Origin of the sequence: Marinimicrobium sp. C6131, from assembly GCF_026153455.1 — a bacterium.
In the GTDB taxonomy this organism is placed as follows: Bacteria; Pseudomonadota; Gammaproteobacteria; order Pseudomonadales; family Cellvibrionaceae; genus Marinimicrobium.
This window is the reverse complement of the sequence record NZ_CP110629.1, coordinates 3,001,415-3,024,429: the sequence shown is the minus strand read 5'-3', so window position 1 is coordinate 3,024,429 and position 23,015 is coordinate 3,001,415. Positions and strand designations below refer to the sequence as shown.

At 58.8% G+C, this 23,015-nt stretch carries 26 protein-coding genes; 13 read left to right on the top strand and 13 right to left on the bottom strand.

Features of this window, described 5'->3' with window-relative positions:
- Positions 1-12: 12 nt before the first annotated feature.
- The 4 genes from OOT55_RS13020 to mobI form a co-directional block, all read right to left on the bottom strand.
- Positions 13-603 (bottom strand): DUF1788 domain-containing protein, encoded by a 591-nt coding sequence (locus OOT55_RS13020; protein WP_011784100.1) that lies wholly within the window; start codon positions 601-603, stop codon positions 13-15.
- A gap of 17 nt (positions 604-620) precedes the next feature.
- Positions 621-1,235, bottom strand: a complete 615-nt coding sequence (locus OOT55_RS13015; RefSeq protein WP_265366286.1) for a DUF1819 family protein — start codon at positions 1,233-1,235, stop codon at positions 621-623.
- Positions 1,232-1,441: a helix-turn-helix domain-containing protein gene (locus OOT55_RS13010; RefSeq protein WP_008174223.1), complete on the bottom strand. Its 210-nt coding sequence runs from the start codon at positions 1,439-1,441 to the stop codon at positions 1,232-1,234. The genes OOT55_RS13015 and OOT55_RS13010 overlap by 4 nt, the downstream gene beginning before the upstream one ends.
- Positions 1,442-1,690: 249 nt before the next feature.
- Complete coding sequence (gene mobI, locus OOT55_RS13005) at positions 1,691-2,293, bottom strand: conjugative transfer protein MobI(A/C) (RefSeq protein ID WP_265366285.1); 603 nt, start codon at positions 2,291-2,293, stop codon at positions 1,691-1,693.
- A gap of 698 nt (positions 2,294-2,991) precedes the next feature.
- On the opposite strand from mobI, the gene OOT55_RS13000 reads away from it, so the two are divergent.
- The 3 genes from OOT55_RS13000 to OOT55_RS12990 are packed head-to-tail and all read left to right on the top strand — an operon-like array spanning position 2,992 to position 5,163.
- Positions 2,992-3,192, top strand: coding sequence for a helix-turn-helix transcriptional regulator (locus tag OOT55_RS13000; RefSeq protein WP_008174219.1), 201 nt, complete (start codon positions 2,992-2,994; stop codon positions 3,190-3,192).
- Positions 3,193-3,203: 11 nt separating this feature from the next.
- Positions 3,204-4,928: a DUF927 domain-containing protein gene (locus OOT55_RS12995; protein ID WP_159177836.1), complete on the top strand. Its 1,725-nt coding sequence runs from the start codon at positions 3,204-3,206 to the stop codon at positions 4,926-4,928.
- Positions 4,921-5,163, top strand: coding sequence for a helix-turn-helix transcriptional regulator (locus tag OOT55_RS12990; protein WP_008174217.1), 243 nt, complete (start codon positions 4,921-4,923; stop codon positions 5,161-5,163). The genes OOT55_RS12995 and OOT55_RS12990 overlap by 8 nt, the downstream gene beginning before the upstream one ends.
- An 11-nt stretch (positions 5,164-5,174) precedes the next feature.
- Here the strand turns inward: OOT55_RS12990 and OOT55_RS12985 are convergent, their stop codons facing one another.
- Together OOT55_RS12985 and OOT55_RS12980 are read right to left on the bottom strand one after the other, a co-directional pair.
- Complete coding sequence (locus OOT55_RS12985; protein ID WP_265366284.1) at positions 5,175-6,416, bottom strand: tyrosine-type recombinase/integrase; 1,242 nt, start codon at positions 6,414-6,416, stop codon at positions 5,175-5,177.
- 184 nt (positions 6,417-6,600) lie between these two features.
- Positions 6,601-7,467 carry a YicC/YloC family endoribonuclease gene (locus OOT55_RS12980; RefSeq protein ID WP_265366283.1) on the bottom strand — a complete coding sequence of 289 codons (867 nt, stop codon included), beginning with the start codon at positions 7,465-7,467 and terminating at the stop codon, positions 6,601-6,603.
- Between the two features lie 128 nt (positions 7,468-7,595).
- Between OOT55_RS12980 and rph the strand changes: the two genes are divergently transcribed.
- The gene (gene rph / locus OOT55_RS12975; RefSeq protein WP_265366282.1) at positions 7,596-8,330 is read left to right on the top strand and encodes a ribonuclease PH; all 735 of its coding nucleotides are present in this window, start codon (positions 7,596-7,598) and stop codon (positions 8,328-8,330) included.
- Positions 8,331-8,435: 105 nt separating this feature from the next.
- Here rph and OOT55_RS12970 read toward each other — a convergent pair whose 3' ends face one another.
- On the bottom strand, positions 8,436-9,209 hold the full coding sequence (locus OOT55_RS12970) for an exodeoxyribonuclease III (protein ID WP_265366281.1): 774 nt from the start codon (positions 9,207-9,209) through the stop codon (positions 8,436-8,438).
- A gap of 258 nt (positions 9,210-9,467) precedes the next feature.
- On the opposite strand from OOT55_RS12970, the gene pyrE reads away from it, so the two are divergent.
- A complete protein-coding gene (gene pyrE, locus OOT55_RS12965) occupies positions 9,468-10,109 on the top strand; it encodes an orotate phosphoribosyltransferase (protein WP_265366280.1) in 642 nt (213 codons plus the stop codon).
- Positions 10,110-10,150: 41 nt separating this feature from the next.
- The gene (locus OOT55_RS12960; protein ID WP_265366279.1) at positions 10,151-10,762 is read left to right on the top strand and encodes a hypothetical protein; all 612 of its coding nucleotides are present in this window, start codon (positions 10,151-10,153) and stop codon (positions 10,760-10,762) included.
- 16 nt (positions 10,763-10,778) lie between these two features.
- On the opposite strand, the gene slmA is transcribed toward OOT55_RS12960, so the two are convergent.
- From slmA to coaBC, 4 genes are all read right to left on the bottom strand, one after another.
- Positions 10,779-11,387 carry a nucleoid occlusion factor SlmA gene (gene slmA, locus OOT55_RS12955; RefSeq protein ID WP_265366278.1) on the bottom strand — a complete coding sequence of 203 codons (609 nt, stop codon included), beginning with the start codon at positions 11,385-11,387 and terminating at the stop codon, positions 10,779-10,781.
- A gap of 138 nt (positions 11,388-11,525) precedes the next feature.
- Complete coding sequence (gene argB / locus OOT55_RS12950) at positions 11,526-12,440, bottom strand: acetylglutamate kinase (RefSeq protein WP_123638610.1); 915 nt, start codon at positions 12,438-12,440, stop codon at positions 11,526-11,528.
- Positions 12,441-12,485: 45 nt separating this feature from the next.
- Positions 12,486-14,954: a phosphomannomutase/phosphoglucomutase gene (locus OOT55_RS12945; protein ID WP_265366277.1), complete on the bottom strand. Its 2,469-nt coding sequence runs from the start codon at positions 14,952-14,954 to the stop codon at positions 12,486-12,488.
- A gap of 44 nt (positions 14,955-14,998) precedes the next feature.
- Positions 14,999-16,195, bottom strand: coding sequence for a bifunctional phosphopantothenoylcysteine decarboxylase/phosphopantothenate--cysteine ligase CoaBC (gene coaBC, locus OOT55_RS12940; RefSeq protein ID WP_265366276.1), 1,197 nt, complete (start codon positions 16,193-16,195; stop codon positions 14,999-15,001).
- Between the two features lie 128 nt (positions 16,196-16,323).
- Between coaBC and radC the strand changes: the two genes are divergently transcribed.
- The 7 genes from radC to OOT55_RS12905 all read left to right on the top strand — a co-directional run bounded on the left by radC (position 16,324) and on the right by OOT55_RS12905 (position 21,105).
- On the top strand, positions 16,324-16,998 hold the full coding sequence (gene radC / locus OOT55_RS12935; protein WP_265366275.1) for a RadC family protein: 675 nt from the start codon (positions 16,324-16,326) through the stop codon (positions 16,996-16,998).
- A gap of 455 nt (positions 16,999-17,453) precedes the next feature.
- A complete protein-coding gene (rpmB, locus tag OOT55_RS12930) occupies positions 17,454-17,690 on the top strand; it encodes a 50S ribosomal protein L28 (RefSeq protein WP_024461631.1) in 237 nt (78 codons plus the stop codon).
- 12 nt (positions 17,691-17,702) lie between these two features.
- Entirely contained in the window at positions 17,703-17,858 is a 156-nt protein-coding gene (gene rpmG, locus OOT55_RS12925) for a 50S ribosomal protein L33 (protein WP_265366274.1), read from the top strand.
- 191 nt (positions 17,859-18,049) lie between these two features.
- Complete coding sequence (locus tag OOT55_RS12920; RefSeq protein WP_265366273.1) at positions 18,050-18,631, top strand: porin family protein; 582 nt, start codon at positions 18,050-18,052, stop codon at positions 18,629-18,631.
- 30 nt (positions 18,632-18,661) lie between these two features.
- Entirely contained in the window at positions 18,662-19,921 is a 1,260-nt protein-coding gene (locus tag OOT55_RS12915; protein ID WP_265366272.1) for an RNA polymerase sigma factor, read from the top strand.
- 181 nt (positions 19,922-20,102) lie between these two features.
- Positions 20,103-20,579, top strand: coding sequence for a CBS domain-containing protein (locus OOT55_RS12910; protein WP_265366271.1), 477 nt, complete (start codon positions 20,103-20,105; stop codon positions 20,577-20,579).
- A gap of 181 nt (positions 20,580-20,760) precedes the next feature.
- Positions 20,761-21,105, top strand: a complete 345-nt coding sequence (locus tag OOT55_RS12905) for a YciI family protein (protein ID WP_265366270.1) — start codon at positions 20,761-20,763, stop codon at positions 21,103-21,105.
- Here the strand turns inward: OOT55_RS12905 and OOT55_RS12900 are convergent.
- The gene (locus OOT55_RS12900) at positions 21,086-21,778 is read right to left on the bottom strand and encodes a phosphoribosyltransferase (protein WP_265366269.1); all 693 of its coding nucleotides are present in this window, start codon (positions 21,776-21,778) and stop codon (positions 21,086-21,088) included. The two genes, OOT55_RS12905 and OOT55_RS12900, sit on opposite strands and share 20 nt — an antisense overlap.
- A 73-nt stretch (positions 21,779-21,851) precedes the next feature.
- On the bottom strand, positions 21,852-22,829 hold the full coding sequence (locus OOT55_RS12895) for a helix-turn-helix transcriptional regulator (RefSeq protein ID WP_265366268.1): 978 nt from the start codon (positions 22,827-22,829) through the stop codon (positions 21,852-21,854).
- Between the last annotated feature and the right edge of the window lie 186 nt (positions 22,830-23,015).

Sequence of the window (23,015 nt, the reverse complement as noted above, 5' to 3'; positions counted from 1 at the left end):
CGTATCGTCCGCTCAGGCTTCGTAATGAAAGATGTTGAACGCACGGTAGTACTTGTCGTCATGCAGCCTGCCGAACAGATCCAGAGATGCACCGGTTTCCAGCGAGTGGGTATAGGAGCCCGGGAAGAACATCACCGTTGGCTGGTCTTTGGCGGTGCTCTGCAAGTTGTTGAGCACGTTGTGGGAGCGTATGTAGGGGAAGACCTCGCCCACCCCTGAGAGAAACAGCACGTCAAACTCAACGGACTGGAGTTTTGCCGCAATAGCGGGCACCAAATGGGCTTCCGGGTCCAGCACCCCCTGTAGCAGTTCTTTCAACTGATCCTTTGAGACCGTGGGCTCGAGCTCTAACACCTGCTCCCAGATGTCTCTTTCTTTCAAAATATCGACGGCCAAGTCATACAGATTGATGCTCAGGATCCGGATGCCCGCCTGCTCCAGTCGGTTAACCAACTGCCGCTGAAGACGCTCCATTTCGACCGCTTCTTCAGGCCGGTAGGGACAGATGAAGAAAGGCACTTCATTACCCAGCCCCTGTTTGTTAAGGAATCGCTGGCCGGAAACCACGCTGAACAGGTGCTGTAGTCGCTCCTGCATCGGCATTTTGGCAATGTCTTTTCTCAAGCTGACATCCCCCTGATATCGGATTCATAGACTGGGAAGTAGAAAAACTCGTCAGGATTGTTCTGACGCAGCAACTCAACCAGCCTGGGGCTTAGCAGAACTGCGTTTATGGTTTTGTCCTTAGCTAACAACCCTGCCTCCCGCAGCATTCTGAACAGGACCTGCCGCAATTTATCGCGCGTTGAGGCGCTGGCATTATCCAGTTCGTCATGCCATTCCGATTTACGGTTGTAGAAGGCATCGAAATCCTCAAAACTGAGATCCAGCTTCATCGCGACAAACCGTTCGTGTAGCACTTCCACCGCAAAGTCCGCGATAAAGCGGTACAGGCGGCACACGGCAACCCACAGAAGGTGAGCCTGGTCCTGGTGGTTTGCCTCGGCCAGGAAAGTCAGTTCGCTTTCGGTCAACGTCTTCAGGCGTGCAATCGCCTCTCTACAGGTGCGCTTTGCAGTGCTTTCCGTTCTGGCCTGTAGCAGGTTGTCATGCAGCGCTTGAGCACGCACCTCTTCCCAGTCACGTAGCGACAGGTACAGATCGGCCAGCTTCACCGATTCTCGGTGATACAGGCTGCCGGACGTGAAAGAGATGCGATACCTGCCTCGGGTCATTCGGAACGCTCACCCTTGCTCGTCTCAGCGGCTCCACCGCCCTTGACCCACTCGTCTACTTCGACTTTTTTGAACTTCCAAAACCGCCCCATGCGGTGGGCGGGCATTGCGTGCTTGTCGATCCAGCGGTACACGGTGTCATTGCTGACACCGAGGTGCTTGCCTATTTCGTCTACGGATAACCAGCGATCTTCCATCTCGGCCATGTTTTCGCTTCCTATGGGCGATGGTGTTGCCACCTTATCTGAGGCGGCACGGTCTCATGGGCGGAACAGCCCTACACTACATTGACTGATCAATATATAGAGGTACCACGCTGCATTCAACCGATTTGACCCGGATAGACCAGCAAAGAACGGCATATATAGCCACCTGAAATCTGGGCGATCCCATCAATAGCCCCACGCAATCAACACCTGCGGTGTGAGCGGCATGCCTTTTACCGCTAACAGCCCTCACCCCTCCTCATTGGAGGGGCTTGCACTCCCGCTGGTAGCCTCCTTTAGTCCACCGAGGTGCTCCTCCAGATCTTTCAGGAGGCGCTCGCTTTTCCGCACGATTCGACAAAGCTCCGCCTGGTTAGCATTGAGCCTTCGCAACATCTCAAAACCGGTCTCAGTCTCTATGATGAATGGTTTCTCCCAATCCTGTGCCCGCGTGAAGGCCGGTTTGTGGTAGCGGAACCGGCCTTCTTTGCGGATGTATTCACTGAACACCGAGCGGCCTTCACCACCCTTCTTCGGCACAAAGCGATTGTAGTACCAGGACAACTCCAGCTTTCTTTTCCGGAGCCGAACGCGGCAGCCGAAGTGCCCGGGATAGCCGGGTGTCTGGTCGGTACGATGCGCGACGTTGTGGGACCAGAAGTGATCACAGAGCCGCTGCGCTAGATAGCGATACCTGGCTTGCTCCACGTCTGCTTGTTGCTGAATCACGGCCAGAAATTGCCGGCACTGCCTAATGGCGGCTTCGGTGCCGCGACGATGGTCCACATTTTGGGCTCGGCTGACCGACTCCCACTCTTCGCAGATTTCCTGGAGAGTCATTCGTTTGCTCATGGCTGGCTCCTTGCTATGGATTTGCCAACAATCGTAATCAGTCGAGTGCTTTGAGCTGCCATGTGCTTTTGTCCTTTTTGGACACAAAGGCGGGGGCGGAGGTAGATTTCTTCCTCCAAGCCATGGGACCTTTCCAATTCCTGTCCACGTGACTACCTGATTTGGGACTTTGCCGCTGCGCTCCTACGCGCCATGAAATAGCTCGCATGGGCTGAAGGGTCCGCGTTCCATTATTTATTTGGGACCCTGGCTTACCACCTCAGTGACAACACCGGTATACAGTGGCGTTACTTCCTCGGGGTACTTACAAGGGGCTTGGAAGAGACCTTTTGGAGCACCGGTGTGATGCAGGCACGTCCCGTGAAATAACAGGGTCTCGACAAGGCTTTTTGAGAGGCTGTTTTGATCACGTCCAGCATTGACTTTCACATGTGAAAGTCAGCGGGAGTTACCGCTTCATAAAATGATGCCGTGATGATGGCGGCTAGCGGAGACTGTTCACATTTTCGCCAGAATTTATCCAAAAACCGATGGCCGCCACATAGAAAGCGCCTAAACCCTAAAATTTATCCTTTAAATTCAGCGTTTTAATATCTTTTTCTCTTTGCGCCCAAATTGGCCAATTCCACGGTTCTGGTGTGAATTCAGGACTATTCATAATCACTCCTGACCGTTAAACAACGAATTAGGAGTGGATTATGCAACGACAGTATTTCAACGAGACGAACGAGCGTTTGCTCACCTATGAAGAGGTTTGTGCCGTCACCCAGCTTTCGCAAGCCACGCTTCGACGGTACGTGAAAGCCGGTCGTTTCCCTGCCCCCATAAAGCCAAGCCCGCAAGGAAGGGCCGTCAGGTTCCGGATTCAGGATGTTCGTGACTGGCTAGACCGGCTGTGACGGAGGCGCGAATGAAATATCAATTGAGAGACTCAGGGCTGTACTGCTACAGCTCTGAAGAGTGGCAGAGGGTTGGCGGGTGGATAGAGGTTGTTGCCCGAACCCGCCTCTCCAATAAAAAACACGGCCACGGCGCGCTGCTGCAGTGGAAAAATATGGACAACGTCCTGCTGCGCGAGGTGGTGTATGCGAGGACTCTGAACGGTGATAACGCTCGTCAGATACGAGAGCTGTTGGTGGACACCGGCTATCCCCTCGAACCCGGCAATATTAGCTGGACACGACTGCAGCGGTATTTGCTGGAGGAAATGGCAAAGGCGCCTCCGGCCACAACCGTCGACCGCAGCGGCTGGCATGGGCCTATTTTCGCGACGAGCAGCTGGACGGCAGGTCAGGCGGATGAGCAGCACCACTTTGTAGGGCAGCTATCGACCTCACCGTTGCTCCAGGAAAGCGGGTCTCTTCAAGACTGGCAGAATCAAGTGGGGAAGCTCTGTGGCGGCAACCCGCTGGCGATCCTCAGCGTCGGGGTGGCACTCGCGGCGCCCCTGCTAAAGCATGCGGAGCTTGAAAATGGGGCCTTTCACTTGGTTGGTAATAGCTCCACCGGGAAAACGACGTTGCTGCAGGTGGCCGCGAGTGTTTGTGGAGCACCAACGTTCGTGAGGAACTGGGTAGCGACTGCCAATGGCTTGGCAGCCGTCGCTGCTGAGCACAACGACATGTTGTTAGCGTTGGACGAGATTGGCCTGGCTCGGCCGGAAGATGTCGATGTGGCGACGTATCACATAATGACCGGTGCCAGTAAGCTGCGCGCGAATATCTCAGGGGATCTTGCTGAACAAACGCACTGGCGAACGCTGGCGTTAAGTACTGGTGAGGTATGGCTGTCGGAAGTGTTTCAGGAAATAGGAAAGTCGGTTAAAGCCGGCCAAGAGAATCGTCTTGTCGAGATCCCCGTTTTTGGAAAATTTGGAGCCTTTGACGAGGTGCATGGCTTCAGCAGCCCCCAAGAGTTCGTGGACGCGTTGAAAAGCCGCACCAGGCACTACCATGGCACGCTGTTCCGGCACTGGCTTGAGCGTCTCACAGAAGATGTGGATGACTTGCCCGGCTATATCCAGAATGAGGTCGCCCGGTTGACGGACCAATGGAAGACCTCTCATATGGCTTCGCAAGTCCTCCGGGTGATCAGGCGGTTCGCACTGATCACCGCTGCTCTGTGCCTAGCCTGCCGGAACTACCTACTCCCCTGGTCGGAAGCGGAGTCAGTTCGAGCGGTACACCAAGCAGTTGGAGCCTGGCTTCGGAGCCGAGGTCACATCTTCAATTCGGAGGAGCACCGCATTTTGGCTCGCCTTCGCGATGCGATTTACAAATGGAATCACCGCCTTGTTGACATAGAGCGGGGGGATTACGGAAGAGCAATTGGTCTGCGACGCAAAGTGGCCGGTGAGACGCAGTGGCTGATACCCAAAAATACTCTGATCAAGGAGCTTGGCCTTCGTAGTCGATACACTCGGGAAATTGAGCCGCTTATCCAGAGAGATTTCATGGAAACCAATGAGCAGAGCCGTGGCACCATGAAAATCAAGCTGCGGGATCGATCGGAGCGTTTTTTCGCCCTGTGGCCTGATCGCATCAAGGCGTATTGGGAAGCGCTACCGGATGGAGATGGACTTTCCCAGTTTCCCACTATTCCCACTGGTGATTCGGAGGTAGAGGAGGATGATTGATAAAACCTTCAGTCCGCCTTCGGAAGAGGTGCGCACCAAGCTTCTGGCTCGTTCTGGACAGTGTGAGCGGCTGGTTCGGGAGTCGGACCGTCGAACGATTACGGGTGTCAGTCGGACGCAGTGGTGGACTTTGGAAAGAAAGCGAGTGGCTCCGGCACGGCTCAAGTTGGGCTGCAACTCGGTGGCGTGGCGACTATCGGATCTGTTGGCTTGGATCGAACAGCAAGGGGCTTGATTTGGCCCCTTTTACTCTCCAGAACTAACTTCACCTCTCACGATGGGCGCTAACCATTCGCAGAGCGCCTCGTGAGCCTCTTTTCGTTCTTCAAAATACGCATGCTTGTTATAGACCCGGTCAGTCCGGTTGCCGGGCAGCTGATTCAGGCAGCGCTGGGCCAGATTGTCATCAAAGCCGAGCTTACCCAGTTTCGTACGGGCCGTGCCGCGAAGATCGTGGACGCGGCGCTTGTCAAATGAGAAGAGCTTTTTCTCAAAGAGCTTCTTGAGCGCATGGTTGAGCGTATTCTCGCATACGTGCGGAGTCCGTGCTTTTTTGCTGATCCTGCGAGCTGGGAAGACCCACTCACTCCCACAGGAGCGTACTTTCAGTTCATTCAACCATTCCACGGCGGGTTCCGCCAACGGGATATCGATGGCCCTTCTCTTTTTGGTCCTTTCCTCGGGCAGGTACCAGATACGGTTCTCCAGATCGAATTCCGACCAAGGCGCGGCCAAAAGCTCCATCTTTCTCGTACAAGTCGCTATCAGTAACGCGCAGGCCAAGTAGTTCTCTCGACTGAACTGCGCCGGAATCACCCTAAGTTTGGTAAAGAACTCGGTGACTTCGTCTTCATTCATTGGGTAGTTGGCGGCCTTCTCCTCTCCGCCGGCGTCCCTGGGACGGAATGGCGAGGCCGGATTGAACCTGGTGACGTCCAGTTTGATGCCATGATCAAACAGATTCCTCAACAGACGCATCAAGTCATTTGAGAGGGTTGGGCGGGGCTTATTGTCGTCATAGCCATTGGCCACGTCGCGCAGAATTTCACTGATATCCACTGGCCGGATCTTTTCCAGCTCCACCTTCCCGATGCGCCAGGCCACCTCGCGTTCGTACAGGCTCTTCTCTTTATGGTGAGACGCGATTTCTCGTTTGCGAAGCTCGTAGTAGTCCGCGTACAGGTCATTGAGCGTTTTGAAGGGGTTTTGGTTGATCTTCTGCCGCTCTTGAACCGGGTCAGCACCCTCACGCTTGATCGCCAACCTCAGCTTCGCCGCCTCATCACGGGCGTCGGCCAATGACCAGTCGTCCACCTTGCCGATGGTGTATTCGCGCCGGAGCTTGGTAGCTGGGGTGGTATAGCGCAGCATCCAGTAGGCATCGCCGCGCTTCGGGGTCATGAGGTAGAGACCATTGCCATCGGCATGCCGCACGGATGGCTTCTCTTTGATCAGTTTCTTGACGGTCTTGTCGTATAGCTTGCCCACTTTCCTGCCTTAAAAAATTGGGGAGTACAATCTCGCCGACATAATATAGCGAGAAAATACTCCCCAATCTACTACCCATCACTACCCAAACTTGGCAGAACTTACACGAACACTATGAGCGTCGAAATTACATAACTATTTGATTTATAATGCAATCAAGAACAACGTCGAACACCCAAGAACATCATTCAATGTTCTGGATCTGTTCCCGCATCTGCTCAATCAACACCTTAAGCTCCACCGCGGACTGGGTGGTTTCCGCCACGATCGCCTTGGATGAGAGCGTGTTGGCCTCGCGGTTAAGTTCCTGCATCAGAAAGTCCAGCCGGCGGCCCAGGGAGCTTTTCTGACTGAGGGTGTGCTTCACCTCGGCGACATGAGTGTCGAGACGATCCAGCTCTTCGTCCACGTCGGCCTTTTGCGCCAGCAGGGTGATCTCCTGCTCCAGGCGCTCCGGGTCCAGGTCGACCTTCAGTGCTTCGATTTTGCTCTGCAGTTTCTCCCGCTGGGCCGTCAGTATTTCCGGTAACCGCTCGCGCAGCTTCACCACCTCGGCACTGATGCCGTCCAGCCGCTGATGAATGAACTGAACCAGCTCGTTGCCTTCGCGGGTGCGGTGTTCCAGCAGTTGTTTCAGGGTCTGGTCAAACAGTGCCAGGGCGGCTTCAATCAGGGTGTCGCGATTGAGTTCGGCCTGTTGCAACACGCCCGGCCAGCGCAACACGTCCAGCGGACTGACCGGCGCGGCGTCGTGCAGTTCGTTACCGATTTTGTGGGCCGCCTCGGCGAGCTGGCGAACTCTTGGCAGGTTGATGCCCAGAGCCTGTTCGGCGCCCTCCTCCTTCTGTAGGGTCAGGCTCATTTCCAGCTTGCCCCGGTGCAGGCGCTTGCGGATGCGCTCGCGCAGATGGGGCTCGATTTCGCGCAGGTCTTCAGGCAGGCGGAAGGCCGGCTCCAGGTAGCGGTGGTTGACGCTGCGGATTTCCCAGGTGAGTGTGCCCCAGTCATACTGCTGCGATGTGCGGGCAAAACCGGTCATACTGCGTGGCATGGGCGATCCTCTGTCTGAATGCGGCGGTGACACTACAGGGGCGGAGCTGGTAGGCTTCGCTCCCATTAAACCGGCGATGTTACCACAGACGACTTTTTCAAACCCTTTGACAGTACAGGATTCCGATCATGACCGAGACGACCGTTCAGCGCCCCAGTGGCCGCCAGCCCGACCAGTTACGCGATGTGCGCCTGACCCGCCGTTACACCAAGCACGCGGAGGGTTCGGTGCTGGTGGAATTTGGGGACACCAAGGTGATCTGCACCGCGAGCGTGGTCGAGGGCGTGCCGCCTTTCCTGCGTGGCAAAGGCCAGGGCTGGCTGACCGCCGAGTACGGCATGCTGCCCCGCTCCACCGGCTCGCGCATGAATCGCGAGGCGGCCCGTGGCAAGCAAGGGGGGCGCACGGTGGAAATCCAGCGTCTGATTGGCCGCTCCCTGCGTGCTGCGATTGATCTGGACGCGTTGGGTGAAAATACCATTCAGCTCGACTGCGATGTGATTCAGGCTGACGGCGGCACCCGCACCGCCTCCATTACCGGCGCCTGGGTTGCGCTCGCCGACGCCGTGTCGTTTCTGCAGGACAAAGGTCTGGTCAAGGACAGTCCGCTCAAGCGCGCCATTGCCTCGGTGTCCGTTGGCATTTATCAGGGCGTGCCGGTGCTGGATCTGGATTATCCGGAGGACTCCAGAGCGGATACCGATATGAACGTGGTGATGGGTGATGACGGCGGCATCATCGAAATCCAGGGGACTGCCGAGGCCGAACCGTTTACCGAAACCGAGTTCGGGGCCATGATGGCCTTGGCCAAGAAGGGCATTGGGGAGTTGAATCGGTTGCAGCAGGCGGCGCTGGCGGAGTAATCCGGATCGGATTCGGATGGCGATGGATGCAACCCAGGGTTGCGTAGGGCGGATAAGCGAAGGCGCATCCGCCGCTACCCCATCCGCCGCTACTCTACCGATCGATCAAAGCTCGATATCGTAATCCACAATCACCGGCAGGTGGCTGGAAAACTGCTGAATTTTATAGATGGCCGCATGCTCAACCCGCTGGCCGATGGGCGCTGACACGATCTGCATATCGGTGCGCCACCCCTCGCCTTCCTCAATCTTGCCGCTGGGCCACCAGCTGTATTCGTCCGGGTCCTTGTTGGCCTTGCGAAAGGCGTCCACATAGCCGATCTGGTTGAACACCTGGCTAAGCCACTGCCGCTCGTGGGGCAGAAAGCCGGATTCGTGCTCATTTTTCTCCGGGTTGGTCACATCCCGGGGGGTGTGCGCCATGGCCCAGTTGCCGCAGAAGATGAACTCGCGGCGCTTGCGGGTAATCTTGTCCAGATGGGCCTGTAGGTCGTCGAAAAACTTGATCTTCACTTCCTGGGATTCCATTTCCGAGGTAGCACTGGGCGCCAGCATTGAGCCAATGCTTAGCTGTTCGTAGTCAATCTGCAGGTAACGACCTTCCATATCCACGCCGGACGAGAACCCCAGGCCAAAAATCAGGGCCTTGGGCTGCTTGCGGGTGTAGATGGCCACGCCGTTGTAGTGCGGTGTCCCGGAGTCGAAGAAGTAGCTGAAATAACCGTCCAGTTGAAATACCGGCTTGTCTTCCAGTTCATATTCCAGTGCGCGCAGATCCTGCAGACAGATGACGTCTGCATCCTGGCTGTCCAGCCAGTCAAACAGACCGCGCTGAGCCGCCTGGAAAATACCATCGACGCTAAGACTGATAACTCTCATATTAGCCCCTTGTTAACGGACTGTGTATGATACCCGAGCTTGTTATCTTTGTGTTAATTAGTGACAGAAAAACCCCGGAATTCAGCCGTTTGGAGGCCATTTCCGCACTTTAGTTCGGGACCAGTGAACGGCTGGGCAGCGCAGGCGGCCCCCTGATGGTTATAATTGGGGGCACGGGCGTGACCGGTGGTTGATGGCGAGCCCCTGCAGTGTCAGCCGTTATTCTTTTTCAATCTAGCGTACTTTTGAGAGTTTTGCATGGAGAACTACCAGCGCGACTTTATCGAGTTGGCCATTGAGCACCAGGCCCTGGGCTTTGGCGAGTTTACCCTCAAATCCGGCCGGGTCAGCCCGTATTTTTTCAATGCCGGCAAGTTTCAGACCGGTCGGGCACTGGCAAAGCTGGGGCGTTGCTACGCGGCGGCGCTGATGGCCTCGGGCGTAGAGGTGGACCTGATCTTCGGCCCGGCCTACAAGGGGATTCCCCTGGCCACCACCACTGCCGTGGCGCTGGCCGACCACCACGACCGGGATCTGCCCTACGCGTTCAACCGCAAAGAGGCCAAGGACCACGGCGAGGGCGGCTCCCTGGTGGGCGCGCCGCTGGACGGTCGGGTACTCATTGTGGACGATGTGATTACCGCTGGAACCGCCGTGGGTGAGTCCATGGAGCTGATTCGTTCGGCGGGCGCTGAACCGGCGGGGGTGTTGATTGGTCTTAACCGTCAGGAGCGCGGCAAAGGCTCCCTGTCGGCGATCCAGGAAGTGGAGCAGCAGTACGGCATTCCGGTGATCAGTATTGTCAATCTGGACGATGTGGTGGCCTACCTGAAAGCGGACAAGGCCCGCCCGGAGGTGGTGGCGGCCATTGAAGCCTATCGCGCCGAGTACGGCGTGTAATCAGAATCCGCTCCCAAGCGCGATGGAGCAACGAGGGCGTTATGCGTAAATCAGTGTTGTGGTTCTCGGTATTCTGCCTCCTGGGCCTGGCGTCGCTGGCCCAGGCGCAGGAGAAAGTGTACTACCGATACACCAACGATGAAGGCGTGCAGGTGCTGGAAGATCGCATCCCTCCGAAGTACGTCCCGAAAGGTTACGAAGTCGTGTCCATGTACGGAGAGGTGCTTAAAACCGTGCCTCCCGCGCCCAGCGATGAAGAGTTGGAAGCCGAGGCCCGCGAGCGCCAGGCCCGACAGGCGCGTGAAGCCTACGAGCAGGAACTGAAGCGCCGGTACAGCACGGTCAAGGATATCGAGGACGCGAAACGGCGCAGTCTGGCGGAGCTGCAGGGTAATATCAGTATTCTGGAGAGTAACCTGAGCAATGTGCGCTTGCAGATTCGGGATCTGGAGAGTCGGGCCGCGCGTCTGGAGCGCAGCGGCCAGGAGGTGCCCGAGTCGGTACTGGTCAATCTGGGGACGCTGAAAACCGAAGTTCAGGAAATACAGGCGCAGATCCGTCATCGCCAGGAGGAGTACGACGAGGTGGCGGACAAGTTTGATCAGGACATTGAGGCGTTCGCCGAGATACGGGCGGCCGAGGGCCGCCGCTGAACCCCCGAGGTGCGAATCAGGCCGGAACCTGTTCGCGCATAAGGCCGCTCACCAGTACCGGCCACTGTTCCGCCCAGTGCTCGGTCGGTGGGCGCCGGAACTGACTGCGCACAAACTGGGTGATCCGCCCATCGGCACAGGCCATCAACAGATTGGCGGCGGCCGACAAGGGCAAATTGGGCCGTAACCCCTCGCGCAATTCCGCTTCTCTCAACACCTGCTTCAACTGGGTTTCCACCCGCTCAAACAGCTGGGCCACGCGCAGCCGAAGCCGTTCGGTTTCGCCGGTCAGGGCGTCGCCGGTGAGCAACCGGGTGATGCCGGGGTTGCGTTCGGTGAAGGTCAGCAGCAACAGGAGAATCTTCTCGCACCGGCGCAAAGCGGCCGGCTCTTCCGTCAGGATCAGGGAGATGCGGGTGAAAATCGTGTCTTCGATAAACTCGATCAACCCTTCAAACATCTTGGACTTGCTGGGGAAGTGGCGGTACAGCGCCGCTTCGGAGACGCCCACTTCCCGAGCCAGGGCGGCCGTGGTGATACGGGCACCGGGGCTGGCTTCCAGCATGTGAGCCAGAGACTCCAGAATCTGTTGGCGACGGGAGGATTTGGCGGTGGGCTTGCTCATGGCGGTCCATAGGTTGTCAGAGGTGGATCCTTCGGCGCGGCCTCAGGACGTTTCAGGCGACGGGGATATCCTAGCACAGGATGCGGGGCTTGCCCCATCGCCTCCGGTTTTCAATGATCAGTGCGGCTTTCGGGCGCGTTACTGAGCGGCTTGCTGCGCCTTGTTGGTGATCAGCGTGCCGACGCCAGCGTCGGTGAAGATCTCCAGCAGAACCGCGTGGGCAACCCGTCCATCAATGATGTGGGCGCTGTTCACGCCGCTTTTCACCGCATCCAGCGCGCAGCCGATTTTGGGCAGCATGCCGCCGTAAATGGTCCCGTCAGCGATCAGACCGTCCACCTGCTGCGTGGTCAGCCCGGTCAATACTTCGCCATTCTTGTCCTGCAGGCCGGCCACGTTGGTCAGCAGCATCAGCTTTTCGGCCTGCAGTACCTCGGCAATTTTGCCGGCCACCAGGTCGGCGTTGATGTTGTAGGAAGCGCCGTCATCGCCCACCCCGATCGGGGCAATTACCGGAATGAAGTCACTGTTGATCAGCATGTCGATCACCGAGGTATTGATACTGGCGACCTCGCCCACGTGACCGATGTCGATGATTTCCGGCGCCTGCATATCCGGCGTCTGGCGCTTGGCTGAGAGCTTTTTGGCCCGGATCAGTTGCCCGTCCTTACCGGTAATGCCGATGGCGTGGCCGCCGTTGTGATTGATCAGACTGACGATCTGTTTGTTCACCGTGCCACCGAGCACCATTTCCACCACGTCCATGGTTTTACTGTCGGTCACCCGCATGCCACCGACAAACTCGGATTCGATGTTGAGCTGCTTGAGCAGATCGCCAATCTGGGGCCCGCCGCCATGGACCACGATGGGGTTCATGCCCACCAGTTTCATCAGCACGATATCCCGGGCAAAACTGTTCTGCAGTTCTTCGTCCACCATGGCGTTGCCGCCAAATTTGATCACAATGGTCTTGCCGGTAAAGCGCTGAATGTAGGGCAGCGCCTCGGTCAGTACCTGAGCCACGTTCATGGCCTGGGTGCGGTTCAGTGACATAGCGGGGTCCGTTGTTTAAAAGTACCTTGTTTAAGGGTACGTTGGTTAAAAGTCGATCTGGAGCTGACTGTCGATTTTCAACAGCTCGCGTTTAAACAGTTGCTGAATTTTATTCAGCGCTTCCTCGGTTTCGCCTTCAAAGCGCAGGGTCAGGGCCGCGGAGGTGTTCGAGGCTCTGACCAACCCCCAGCCTTTGGCAAAGTCCACCCGCAGCCCGTCAATGGTGCTCGGCTTGCCGCTCTGGAAGTCGCCCTCGGCAATCAACCGTTCCACCAGGGCGAATTTCTGGTCGTCCTGCACCGGAATTTTCAGCTCCGGGGTGGAGGGCAGAATCGGAAAGGCGGCGAAGATATCGTCTATGGGTTGATCGCGCAAGGTGATGATTTCCAGCAGACGTGCCAGGGTGTATAAACCGTCATCGAACCCGTACCAGCGGTCCTTGATGAAAATGTGACCGGAATACTCGCCGCCGATCAGGGCACCGGTTTCGATCATTTTCGATTTCATGTGGGAGTGGCCGGTTTTCCACATGATCGGCCGACCGCCATAACTGGTCACCAGCTGGTTCAGCTGGCGGGAGCACTTCACATCGAACAGCACATCGGCCCCGGGGTTGCGTCCGAGCACGTCGCGGGCAAAGAGCATCAACAGTTGATCCGGCCAGATGATCCGCCCCTGGGGGGTGACCACAATCAGGCGATCGCCGTCGCCATCGAGGGCCGCGCCGAGGTCGGCACCAACCTCCTGTACCTTGGCAATCAGATCCTGAAGGTTGGCTTCCTGAGTCGGGTCCGGGTCGTGATTGGGGAAGGTGCCGTCCAGGTCGCAGTACAGCGGTGTCACATCGCAGCCCAGCTCTTCGAACAGCCGGGGCGCGACCACACCGGGGACCGCGTTGCCCGCGTCGATCACCAGCGACACGGCACCGACCAGCGCGACGTCGGAGAAAATGCGTTCGATATAGTCGGTGATGATGTCGTGACTGCGGGTCTCCCCTTCGCCCTGGTGGTAGTGCTGGCGCTGAATCCGCGAGCGTACATCCAGTACCGCATCATCGGCCAGGGTGACCCCGTTGATGATCATTTTGAAACCGTTGTAGCTACCGGGGTTATGGCTGGCGGTGACCATGACGCCGCTGCTGGTCTCTTTGAGATGGTGCGTGGCGAAGTACATTAGCGGGGTGGGCACCGTGCCCACGTCAATGATATGGCAGCCGGTACTGGCGATACCGCTTCGCAGCGCTTCGGCGAGCACCGGGCTGTGCGTCCTTCCGTCCCGGGCGAGTACCATATGGGTTTCGCCGTGATCCAGCGCCTCGCTGCCCAGCGCCCGACCGATATGCTCGGCCAGTTCCGGCGTGATTTCGGTATCGGCCAGTCCGCGAATGTCGTAGGAGCGGAAAATCCCCTCCGGGATGACAGGGCCGGAGTGGGTATCCCGGAGCGCGCTGGTATCGGCGGTTTTGATGGGGGCCTTATCCAGAGCGAGAATGTCCTCATCCTCGTCGCTGACATCCAGATCCAGAATATCCTGGTTCTGGGACAGCGCGTTGATCATGCCGATTTCTTCTTCGCCATGCTCGTCCTGCTCTTCGGCGTGATTGCCGCCCGAGCGCGCGGCGCCGGGCACCTGAATGGGGCGGGCGCTTTGGCGCTGTCGGCGTTCAATCATATGGCCGCCGAACCAGGCGAGAAGCAAACCGATGATGCTGGTCGCGGACAGAATGATCAGCCACAGGGCGGGGAGTTCGCGGGTCTGTTCAACCAGCGTGGGGGAGGCCGTGAAACTCAAGCGCCAGTGGCTATTGGGGATGGCAACGGAGTGGCTGGCTGCTCCGCCGCCCTGACCGCTCAGGTAGACCGGCAGTGGGTTGCTGCCCGGAATCTGCTGGTGAAGTTCCGTGCGGCCCAGGCTCGAGTCGGCGGCCGCCAGCAGTGGACGCCAACCCGCCTCACTCAGGGTGATCAGGAGTGTGCCCTGAACGGGTTCCTCGGTGGACGGGGGAACCGGCTCGATGACATGCAACTGCCACTGCTGATCCACTTTGGCCAGCTCCGGAAGGTGGTTCTCGCGGCGTTCGGCCCGGCGAATCAGGTCCAGCTCGGCAAAACGGATCGGTGCCGGGTGGTTGCGCTCGACCCGGGCGGTACCAACGGGGATCAGGCGTGCGGCTATACTGTGTTCGACCCGTCCGGCGATACGCTCCGCCGTTTGTTGGCGGGTGCCCTCCGGTCCCTGAAGCGCCTCGGCGGTGGCGGGCTCTGCGGCGAGTTCGGCCACGCGCTGGCGCAGCTCTCGCAGATAGTCCTGCACCGGTTGTGCACGTTGATTGGCCTGTGATTGCACCGCCGCCTCCAGGCGGCGATCCTGGACGTCAACCACCAGAATCCCGTACAGCCAGTAGCCCAGCAAAGCATTCAGCAAGAGTACGCCCAGCACCAGGGCGCCAATCAGTTTCTGGCGGGCCAGACGTGCCTGCTTTTGTCGTTGTTCCTTCGAGGTTTTGTTCGCCACGGTGTCGGATTCCCGTTGTCGGTCTCTGTAATAATCGTCGTCAATCAGCGGATGTAGTGACTGAACTCGGCGATCAGGGCGCGGGCCAGCCGGGTTTTGCTCATCGGGCCCAGGGCCAGCTCGCGCTCGGCATCGATCAGGGTGACCGCGTTGTCATCACTGTTAAAGCCGAGTCCCTCGCGGCTGATGTCATTGGCAATGATCGCATCCAGCCCCTTACGCTCCCGTTTGCTGCGGGCGTATTCGAGCAACTGTTCGCTCTCGGCGGCAAAGCCGATGGTGATGGGCCGGTTCTCTGTCTGGGCGACGGCGGCAATAATGTCCGGGTTTTTGGTCAGCGTAATCTGCAGCCTGTCCTCATCGCCTTTTTTCATTTTCTGCGGCTGATAGTCGGCCGGGCGGTAATCCGCCACGGCGGCCGCGCCGATAAACAGATCGCACTGAGGGGCCAGCGCCAGGCTGGCCTCAAGCATTTCCAGGGCGCTGGTCACGTCGATGCGGGTGACGCGCTCGGGGGTCGGCAACCCGGTGGGGCCACTGATCAGCGTGACCCGGGCGCCTGCTTCAACGGCCGCTTCGGCTAAAGCGTAGCCCATTTTGCCAGAGCTGTGGTTGCTCAGGTAGCGCACCGGGTCGATGGCTTCCCGGGTAGGGCCGGCGGTAATTACCACATGGCGACCCGCGAGCAGTCCCGTGTCAAACTGGGCCGCCATGGCCTCCGCCAGCGTGTCGGGTTCGAGCATCCGGCCGGGGCCGACTTCGCCACAGGCCTGGCTGCCGTCGCCGGGGCCGAGTAGCTGAATGCCGCGGCTCCTTAATGTCTCCAGATTGGCTTGCGTGGCGGGGTTCTGCCACATGCCCTGGTTCATGGCCGGTGCCAGAACGATCGGCTCCCGGGTCGCCAGGCACAGGGTGGTCAGCAGGTCATCACCCCGTCCTTCGGCCAGCCGGGCCATGAAGTTGGCGCTGGCCGGGGCCACGAGAATCCGGTCCGCCCAGCGTGCCAGCTCAATATGCCCCATGGCCGCTTCGGCCGCCGGGTCGAGCAGATCGGTGTGCACCGGATTACCGGACAAGGCCTGAAAGGTCAGCGGGGTCATGAACTCGCGGGCCGAGGCGGTCATCACCACGCGCACATCCGCGCCGCGCTCCTTGAGGCGGCGCACCAGTTCGGCACTTTTATAGGCGGCGATGCCGCCGGTGACACCCAAAAGAATGCGTTTGTTGGTCAGTGAGCTCATGGCGATCCGGTCTGTGGGGTCTGACAGCTTGACTTGAACCGGCTAAGATACCATTCTCTGGCCCCGAATCACTAGAAAACGCGCGTCTATCCGCGCTAAAGGACCACCACACGACAGGGAGTCACACCATGTCCATTGCCCAATGGCCCGAGGCTGAACGCCCCCGGGAAAAACTGCTGACCCGCGGCCCTGCCGCCCTTTCCGATGCCGAACTGTTGGCCATTTTTCTGCGTACCGGCTGTGCCGGCAAGTCCGCCGTGGATCTGGCGCGGGAGCTCTTGGCCGAATTCGGTGGCCTGCGCCCTTTATTGGAGGCCTCGCAGGCCGCGTTCTGCCGGGGCCAGGGCCTGGGCAGCGCCAAGTTTGCCCAGTTACAGGCCGTGCTGGAAATGGCGCGCCGTCACTTATCCGCCAGCCTGGAGGCGGGCGACTCACTGACCAGCCCGGATCTGGTCCGCCAGTACCTCAGCGCCCAACTCCGCCACCGCCCGCACGAGGTATTCGCGGTGCTGTTCCTGGATAACCAGCACCGACTCCGCGCCTTTGACGAGCTCTTTCAGGGCACCATTGATGGCGCGAGTGTCTACCCAAGAGAGGTTGTGAAGCGAGCGCTTACTCACAATGCGGCCGCCGTGATTCTGGCTCACAACCACCCCTCCGGCGTAGCGGAGCCGAGCCAGGCGGATCGCCGGATCACCGAGCGGTTGCGAGAGGCGCTGGACCTGGTGGGGGTGCGAGTGCTGGACCACATGGTGGTCGGCGACGGTGAAGTCGTCTCCTTTGCTGAGCGCGGTTGGCTGTGAGGAGTGGCACTGAGGTTCGGTATCGGGTGTACTGTTTCTGGACCGTGGACCGTGGACCGTGGACCGTGGAGCGGGGGACGCGCGATCCGAGCCTACGGGGGCCGCTCTATGGCATCCATGCCATCGCGGCATTAGTGAGTCCCTTCACGTCACGTATGTACGGCGTGTCCAGAAACAGTACACCCGACACCGGACCGGACGTGAAGCCCACTCCTAGGTGTTGACTAAAAAAACACCAAAATCGGGAGAAAACATTGCTATTACTCGTCGGTTTTGGTATAAAACGCGCCCTTATGCGGCTGGGTAGCCGGCCATAGCGCCAGGAGCCGCCCCCGGACCCCGTGTCCCCGGGCCGCAAATTGATCGAATCAGGCTACAAAAACACCCCGTGCTGGGCTGTGGTGTGGCGACAACCAACCCGCAGCGCAGCGCGCTGAATACGACGAGGCAAGACCATGTCCAAGGTATGTCAGGTAACCGGCAAGCGTCCCGTTACTGGAAACAATGTATCTCACGCAAAAAACCACACCAAGCGTCGTTTTTTGCCCAACCTGCATTCTCACCGTTTTTGGGTGGAATCCGAGAAGCGTTTCGTGAAGCTGAAGGTTTCCTCCAAAGGTATGCGTGTAATCGACAAGCGCGGCATTGACGCCGTACTGACCGATCTGCGCGCTCGCGGCGAACAAGTTTAAAGGAGAACTCCCATGCGCGATAAGATTCGTTTGAACTCCACCGCGGGCACCGGTCACTTCTACACCACCGACAAGAACAAGCGGAACATGCCCGAGAAAATGGAAATCAAAAAGTACGACCCCGTTGCCCGCAAGCACGTGGTCTACAAAGAAGGCAAAATCAAGTAATTGATTTTCTGCGTCGTACCGAACAAAACCCGGCCCCTGGCCGGGTTTTGTCGTTTACGGGGCGGGAATAGCCTGACTGAAACGTGAATCCGGTTCGAAAATCATCGCCTGACCGTTGATCCCCCGCCCCGCTGTGCGATACTTCCTGCCAAGTGACGATTACCGTTAACGCCCAATTCAGGGAGCAGCTTATGAAAACCGCTTGGAGTATTGGCGCCGTACTGGTGCTGTTGGCCGTCCCCGCGCTCGCGGATAACCAGCGCGGCTTTTATGCCGGTATTGGCGGTGGGGTGGTCACGGGAAATGCTCGAACCCCTTACGATGAAGCCGAAATGCCGGTGGTCGAGTTTTCAGCGGGGTACAAATACAATGGCCTGTTGGGCCTGGAGGCTCGGCTCGGGGCAGGCCTGAAAGACGATCGGGACATCAGCTCGGACTACTTTCTGGATGAGCAAGCGGCGGACGCCAGCCTCAGCGAAATCGAGCGGGAGGTGAAGACGTTTGCCGCCCTGTACTATCGCCCCGAAATCACGAATGAAGTGGCCCGCTTGTACGGCTTGCTTGGCTATGCGGAACTGGATACCCAGGTGACCCGCTGGCAGGGCAATAGCGGCGTAAAGGCAGACGACTCCCTGTCCGGTACGTCTTTCGGCCTGGGCATGGGCTGGTTTGTGAACAAGCGCTTGAACTTCAATATCGAGTATCGCCAGCTGGTGAGAACCGATGACTACCGCTTTGAAACCTATACCTTGCAGTGGGACTACCGTTTCTAGGCTCTGTGACCAAAGGTCGGTAGGCTAGCCATGCTCGATCAGGGGACCAGTCAGCAACAGCTCGCCGAGGTGTACCAGCGGGAATCGCGCCGGGTACTGGCCACGCTGATCCGCCTGTTGGGAAGCTTCGACCTGGCAGAAGAGGCGTTGCACGATGCGTTTATGGCGGCGGCGACACAGTGGCCCGGCGAGGGGGTCCCCGATAACCCGCGTGCCTGGCTGGTGTCCACGGGACGCTTCAAGGCGATTGACCAACTGCGCCGACGAGCCCGCTTTGACGAGTCCCAGCAGGCGATCGCCGATACCCTGTACCAGCAGACCGAGCGCGACCTGCTCACCGATGATGATCGGATCGAGGACGACCGGTTACGCCTGATTTTTACCTGTTGCCACCCCGGTCTCTCCACCGATGCCCAGGTCGCTCTCACCCTGCGCGAAGTGTGTGATTTGACCACGGAAGAGATTGCCCGGGCATACCTCACCACGACCTCGACATTGGCGCAACGGATTGTACGTGCCAAACGAAAAATCCAGGCGGCCAGGATTCCCTACGAAGTGCCGGGGCCCGCGGAATTTCCGGCCCGGTTACAGGCGGTGCTGCACGTCATATATCTGGTGTTCAACGAGGGCTACTCGGCCACTGCCGGGCCCGAGATACAGCGTCGGGACTTGAGTGCGGAGGCCATCCGCCTCGGGTATTTGCTGCAGGAGCTGTTGCCGGACCCGGAAGTGAATGGGCTGCTCGGGCTGATGCTGGTTCATCAGGCCCGTCAGGTAACCCGGACGACACCCGATGGCGACCTGATCCTCCTTGAGGATCAGGATCGCAGCCGCTGGGATACCGCTTTGATTGAAGAAGGGGCGGGGCTGATTCGCCGAGCGCTGAGCGAGGGCCCTGCAGGCCCCTATGCCCTGCAGGCGGCCATCGCAGCGCTCCACGCGGAGGCGCCGAGCTGGGAGGCGACCGATTGGGTGGAAATCGTCGGCCTGTACGACCTGTTGCTGCAGGTGGCCCCTTCCCCGGTGGTGGCGCTGAACCGGGCCGCGGCTGTCGCGATGCGCGACGGCTGGTCGGTGGGCCTGGAATTGATGGACCAACTGCGCGATGAGAAGGTGCTGGAGGGGTACCATCTGCTGCCCGCTGCCAGGGCCCATCTGTTGTCCAGGCTGGGGCGTGACGAAGAGGCGCGCGGTGCCTACCGGGAAGCCCTGTCACTGGTTCAGCAGGAGCCTGAGCGACGTTATCTCCAGCGCCGCCTCGACGCACTCCAGCGCTCCGAATCCGGCTAAGCGGCCTTCTGGTTATGCACTAACAATCTTATTCACCGGTGCGAATAATGCCTAAGATAAATGAGCTGGGCGTTTTCCGGGTTTTACCTTTAAACCGGATACGTTGAGCTTGCACTTGTCACGAGCCTCAAGGCGACAAGTCATTTCAAAGGCAAACCTGATCAACCACGGAGGATATGTAATGTTAGTCAAAAGTGTAATGCACCGGGGAGCGAAAGTCTGTCCGATCGACAGCAACCTGGAGACGATTGCGGCCACAATGTGGAACGAAGACTCCGGTGCCATCCCGCTGGTGGCCGAAAATGACCGGGTCGTGGGCCTGATTACCGACCGGGATATTGCGATGGCGGCGGCGCTCAAACATCGTCCATTGTGGGAAATCAGTGCCCGTGAACTGGTAGAGGGCAAGGCCTGTCATTTTTGCCATGAGGATGAGGACATTCACAGTGTCCTCAAAACCATGGGCAGTTTACAAATACGTCGTATGCCGGTCGTCAACAGTGAGCAACAGATGGTGGGCATGATCAGCCTGAAAGATCTGATTGATCACACGGCCAGTCGTCGCAGCCAGAAAAACAAAGATGCCCTGACACCGGAAGAAGTGCTGGCCATGTCCCGGATGATATGCGAAACCCGGTGGCTTCAGGCCGCCAGCTGACCTGGATCCCCCAGAGTGCCCGAGCGTTCCGGTGTCGTTCCCGGCGCGCGTCGGGTTTTTTTGGGGGTCAATGATCCGGCCCTGTCGAATTTACCGCTCGGGAAACGACTCACAGTCAGACGGTGCTCGTCAGTGCGATAATGCGAGTCATCACCGCTAACCCTGTGAACGGAAATGTCCCATGAAATACCTTTGCCTTGTATACAGTAATGAACAGGATCTCCATGGCCTACCCGACAGCCCGGAGGATACCGAGTGCCATGCCTATGCCCAGAGTCTCGCTGAGCGAGGTCATATGCTGGCCGGGGAGGCGCTGGAGCCGGTAGCCACCGCGACCACCGTGCGGGTGCGTGGTGGCCAGGTGAGCATTACCGATGGGCCCTTCGCCGAAACCAAAGAACAATTGGCGGGTTTCTACATGATTGAGGCCAAAGATCTCAATGAAGCGCTGACCATTGCCGCCGGCATTCCGCCGGCGCGGGTGGGCAGTATTGAAGTGCGTCCGATCAGGTCGCTCCAGGTTTAGGTATCGACGAGTGGCCGGGGGTGCGGTAGGTGTCCAGAAGATCGCATACCGCCTGGTCACTGACCTGATCGAACTGCTGGTACCACTGTCCGACCGCCTGGAAATTCCTGGGCTCAAGCAGACACACGCAGTCGTCTGCCAGTGCTGAAAAGTGTCGGCGTGTCCCTGCCGGCCCCACGGGCAGCGCCACGATGATGCGAGCCGGATGTTGCTTGCGTACGGCTGCGATGGCCGCTTCCATGGTGGCGCCGGTGGCCAGCCCGTCGTCCACCAGAATGACGGTCCGCTGAGCCAATTCCGGTGCCGGATGGCCTCGCCGAAATTGCGCCGTGCGCCGGGCCAGCGTAGCCTGTTCTCGGTCCGTTACCGCCTCCAGTGCCTCGGGCGAAACGTCCAGTTTCTGAATCAGCTTCGAGTGAAGAATGCGGATGTCCTGTTCCGCAATGGCACCCATGGCCAGCTCAGGTTGCCAGGGAACCCCCAGCTTGCGAACGTTGATGACGTCGAGCGGCACGTGCAATTGTCGGGCAACCTCGGCAGCGACCGGCACACCACCTCTGGGCAGTCCCAGAACAACGGCTCCGGAAAGGTCGCCGAGCTCTGCCAGCTTTTGAGCGAGCGCCTGACCGGCCGCCTCGCGATCTGCAAAACGGGTTTCAGTGGGGTATGTCATGGCTTCACCTGCCGGCAGCGTGGGATACTGACAGTGTAGTGCTTGCCGCGGACCAATGTGGGGCAATCAACGCTCAGGGCGCAAGGGCGGTATCCGGCTCATACTGCTCGGCGATCGCCCGGCTGGTGACGGCGATCCGCTGCTGCTTGAGTTCCGAAGGCCCGAGTACCCGCGCATCCGGTAAAAAACACATGACCCGGCGGGCGGCGGTATCCAGGTCGCTGGCGCGGAAACCCGCCACCACCGAACCATCGGGTCGCTCCTTGAAGCTTTCCCAGCAGCAGCGATAATCCTGCGCGACACTGGCGGTTTCGGCACTGAAAAACAGTCGTACCTCGTAGGAAGACTGGCCTTCAAAGTGTTCGTCCAGATACTGGGCCGGATCGAATTCGGGGGGTCTGGTAAAGCGGCCAGTGAGGCGTTCCATGGCCTGAATCCGATCGACCCGGAAGGAGCGCATTGCCTGGCGCAGCCGACAGTAAGCGATGCAATACTGTTGGCCCCAGCTGTAGACCAGGACATAGGGCTCAATGGTTCGCCATTGTGGCGCCGGCTGCTGTTTGCCCTGGTAAAGAACTCTGACCTGAAACCCCTGCCGAACGGCCTGATAGAGCGTTTCCAGTTGCTCCATGTCGAGATTGGGGTTGATACGCGGGATGCCCTGGGTAATGAGGTTGCCACGGGCCCAGGCAATTTCCCGGAGCTGTTCTTCCGGCAATACGTTTTCGATTTTGGTCATGGCGCTCAACGCCGCGCCCCGGAACAGCTTGCCCCAGACATATTCGATCAACCCGGTCCCCAGGTGTACCGCAACGGCTTCTTCCGGTGAGAGCATGAGTGGTGGCATCCGGTAGCCACGTACCAATGAGTAACCGCCCTGAACGCCGCGCTCGGCGTAAACCGGGATGCCCATATCCTCCAGCATGACGATATAACGCTGGACCGTGCGCGCCGAAACGTCCAGTGCCTCGGCCAGCTGTGAGGCGGAGCTGTTGGGGTGGCGCTGCAGGTAAGCAATCAGGTTGAACAGACGTGTCGCGGTATTCGCCATGGGGCTAACCCCTCAATTTTGGTTCGTCGTCATTGTGGAGGCGATGTACGTCAAATAATGTCGTATTTGTCCGGTAAATTCCATGGCCTTTGCAGCGGCTGTCGATATGGAGAAGCTGAAGTCGACAGTATCGATGACGTGGTTGCGCTTCTGTTGGCGCCTTATCCGCTGTACCCGGCGGTAGTG

What these genes read in the sequence shown, in the direction of transcription:
- OOT55_RS12970 (WP_265366281.1), bottom strand. Translation starts at nt 9,209, where the DNA reads ATGAGAGTTATCAGTCTTAGCGTCGATGGTATTTTCCAGGCGGCTCAG.
- mobI (WP_265366285.1), bottom strand. Translation starts at nt 2,293, where the DNA reads ATGAGCAAACGAATGACTCTCCAGGAAATCTGCGAAGAGTGGGAGTCG.
- OOT55_RS13010 (WP_008174223.1), bottom strand. Translation starts at nt 1,441, where the DNA reads ATGGCCGAGATGGAAGATCGCTGGTTATCCGTAGACGAAATAGGCAAG.
- slmA (WP_265366278.1), bottom strand. Translation starts at nt 11,387, where the DNA reads ATGAGCAAGCCCACCGCCAAATCCTCCCGTCGCCAACAGATTCTGGAG.
- OOT55_RS13015 (WP_265366286.1), bottom strand. Translation starts at nt 1,235, where the DNA reads ATGACCCGAGGCAGGTATCGCATCTCTTTCACGTCCGGCAGCCTGTAT.
- OOT55_RS12960 (WP_265366279.1), top strand. Translation starts at nt 10,151, where the DNA reads ATGCGTAAATCAGTGTTGTGGTTCTCGGTATTCTGCCTCCTGGGCCTG.
- OOT55_RS12980 (WP_265366283.1), bottom strand. Translation starts at nt 7,467, where the DNA reads ATGCCACGCAGTATGACCGGTTTTGCCCGCACATCGCAGCAGTATGAC.
- OOT55_RS12910 (WP_265366271.1), top strand. Translation starts at nt 20,103, where the DNA reads ATGTTAGTCAAAAGTGTAATGCACCGGGGAGCGAAAGTCTGTCCGATC.
- OOT55_RS12990 (WP_008174217.1), top strand. Translation starts at nt 4,921, where the DNA reads ATGATTGATAAAACCTTCAGTCCGCCTTCGGAAGAGGTGCGCACCAAG.
- OOT55_RS12895 (WP_265366268.1), bottom strand. Translation starts at nt 22,829, where the DNA reads ATGGCGAATACCGCGACACGTCTGTTCAACCTGATTGCTTACCTGCAG.
- OOT55_RS12920 (WP_265366273.1), top strand. Translation starts at nt 18,050, where the DNA reads ATGAAAACCGCTTGGAGTATTGGCGCCGTACTGGTGCTGTTGGCCGTC.
- argB (WP_123638610.1), bottom strand. Translation starts at nt 12,440, where the DNA reads ATGTCACTGAACCGCACCCAGGCCATGAACGTGGCTCAGGTACTGACC.
- rpmG (WP_265366274.1), top strand. Translation starts at nt 17,703, where the DNA reads ATGCGCGATAAGATTCGTTTGAACTCCACCGCGGGCACCGGTCACTTC.
- coaBC (WP_265366276.1), bottom strand. Translation starts at nt 16,195, where the DNA reads ATGAGCTCACTGACCAACAAACGCATTCTTTTGGGTGTCACCGGCGGC.
- OOT55_RS12900 (WP_265366269.1), bottom strand. Translation starts at nt 21,778, where the DNA reads ATGACATACCCCACTGAAACCCGTTTTGCAGATCGCGAGGCGGCCGGT.
- OOT55_RS12915 (WP_265366272.1), top strand. Translation starts at nt 18,662, where the DNA reads ATGCTCGATCAGGGGACCAGTCAGCAACAGCTCGCCGAGGTGTACCAG.
- OOT55_RS12995 (WP_159177836.1), top strand. Translation starts at nt 3,204, where the DNA reads ATGAAATATCAATTGAGAGACTCAGGGCTGTACTGCTACAGCTCTGAA.
- rph (WP_265366282.1), top strand. Translation starts at nt 7,596, where the DNA reads ATGACCGAGACGACCGTTCAGCGCCCCAGTGGCCGCCAGCCCGACCAG.
- OOT55_RS13000 (WP_008174219.1), top strand. Translation starts at nt 2,992, where the DNA reads ATGCAACGACAGTATTTCAACGAGACGAACGAGCGTTTGCTCACCTAT.
- rpmB (WP_024461631.1), top strand. Translation starts at nt 17,454, where the DNA reads ATGTCCAAGGTATGTCAGGTAACCGGCAAGCGTCCCGTTACTGGAAAC.
- radC (WP_265366275.1), top strand. Translation starts at nt 16,324, where the DNA reads ATGTCCATTGCCCAATGGCCCGAGGCTGAACGCCCCCGGGAAAAACTG.
- OOT55_RS13020 (WP_011784100.1), bottom strand. Translation starts at nt 603, where the DNA reads ATGCCGATGCAGGAGCGACTACAGCACCTGTTCAGCGTGGTTTCCGGC.
- pyrE (WP_265366280.1), top strand. Translation starts at nt 9,468, where the DNA reads ATGGAGAACTACCAGCGCGACTTTATCGAGTTGGCCATTGAGCACCAG.
- OOT55_RS12905 (WP_265366270.1), top strand. Translation starts at nt 20,761, where the DNA reads ATGAAATACCTTTGCCTTGTATACAGTAATGAACAGGATCTCCATGGC.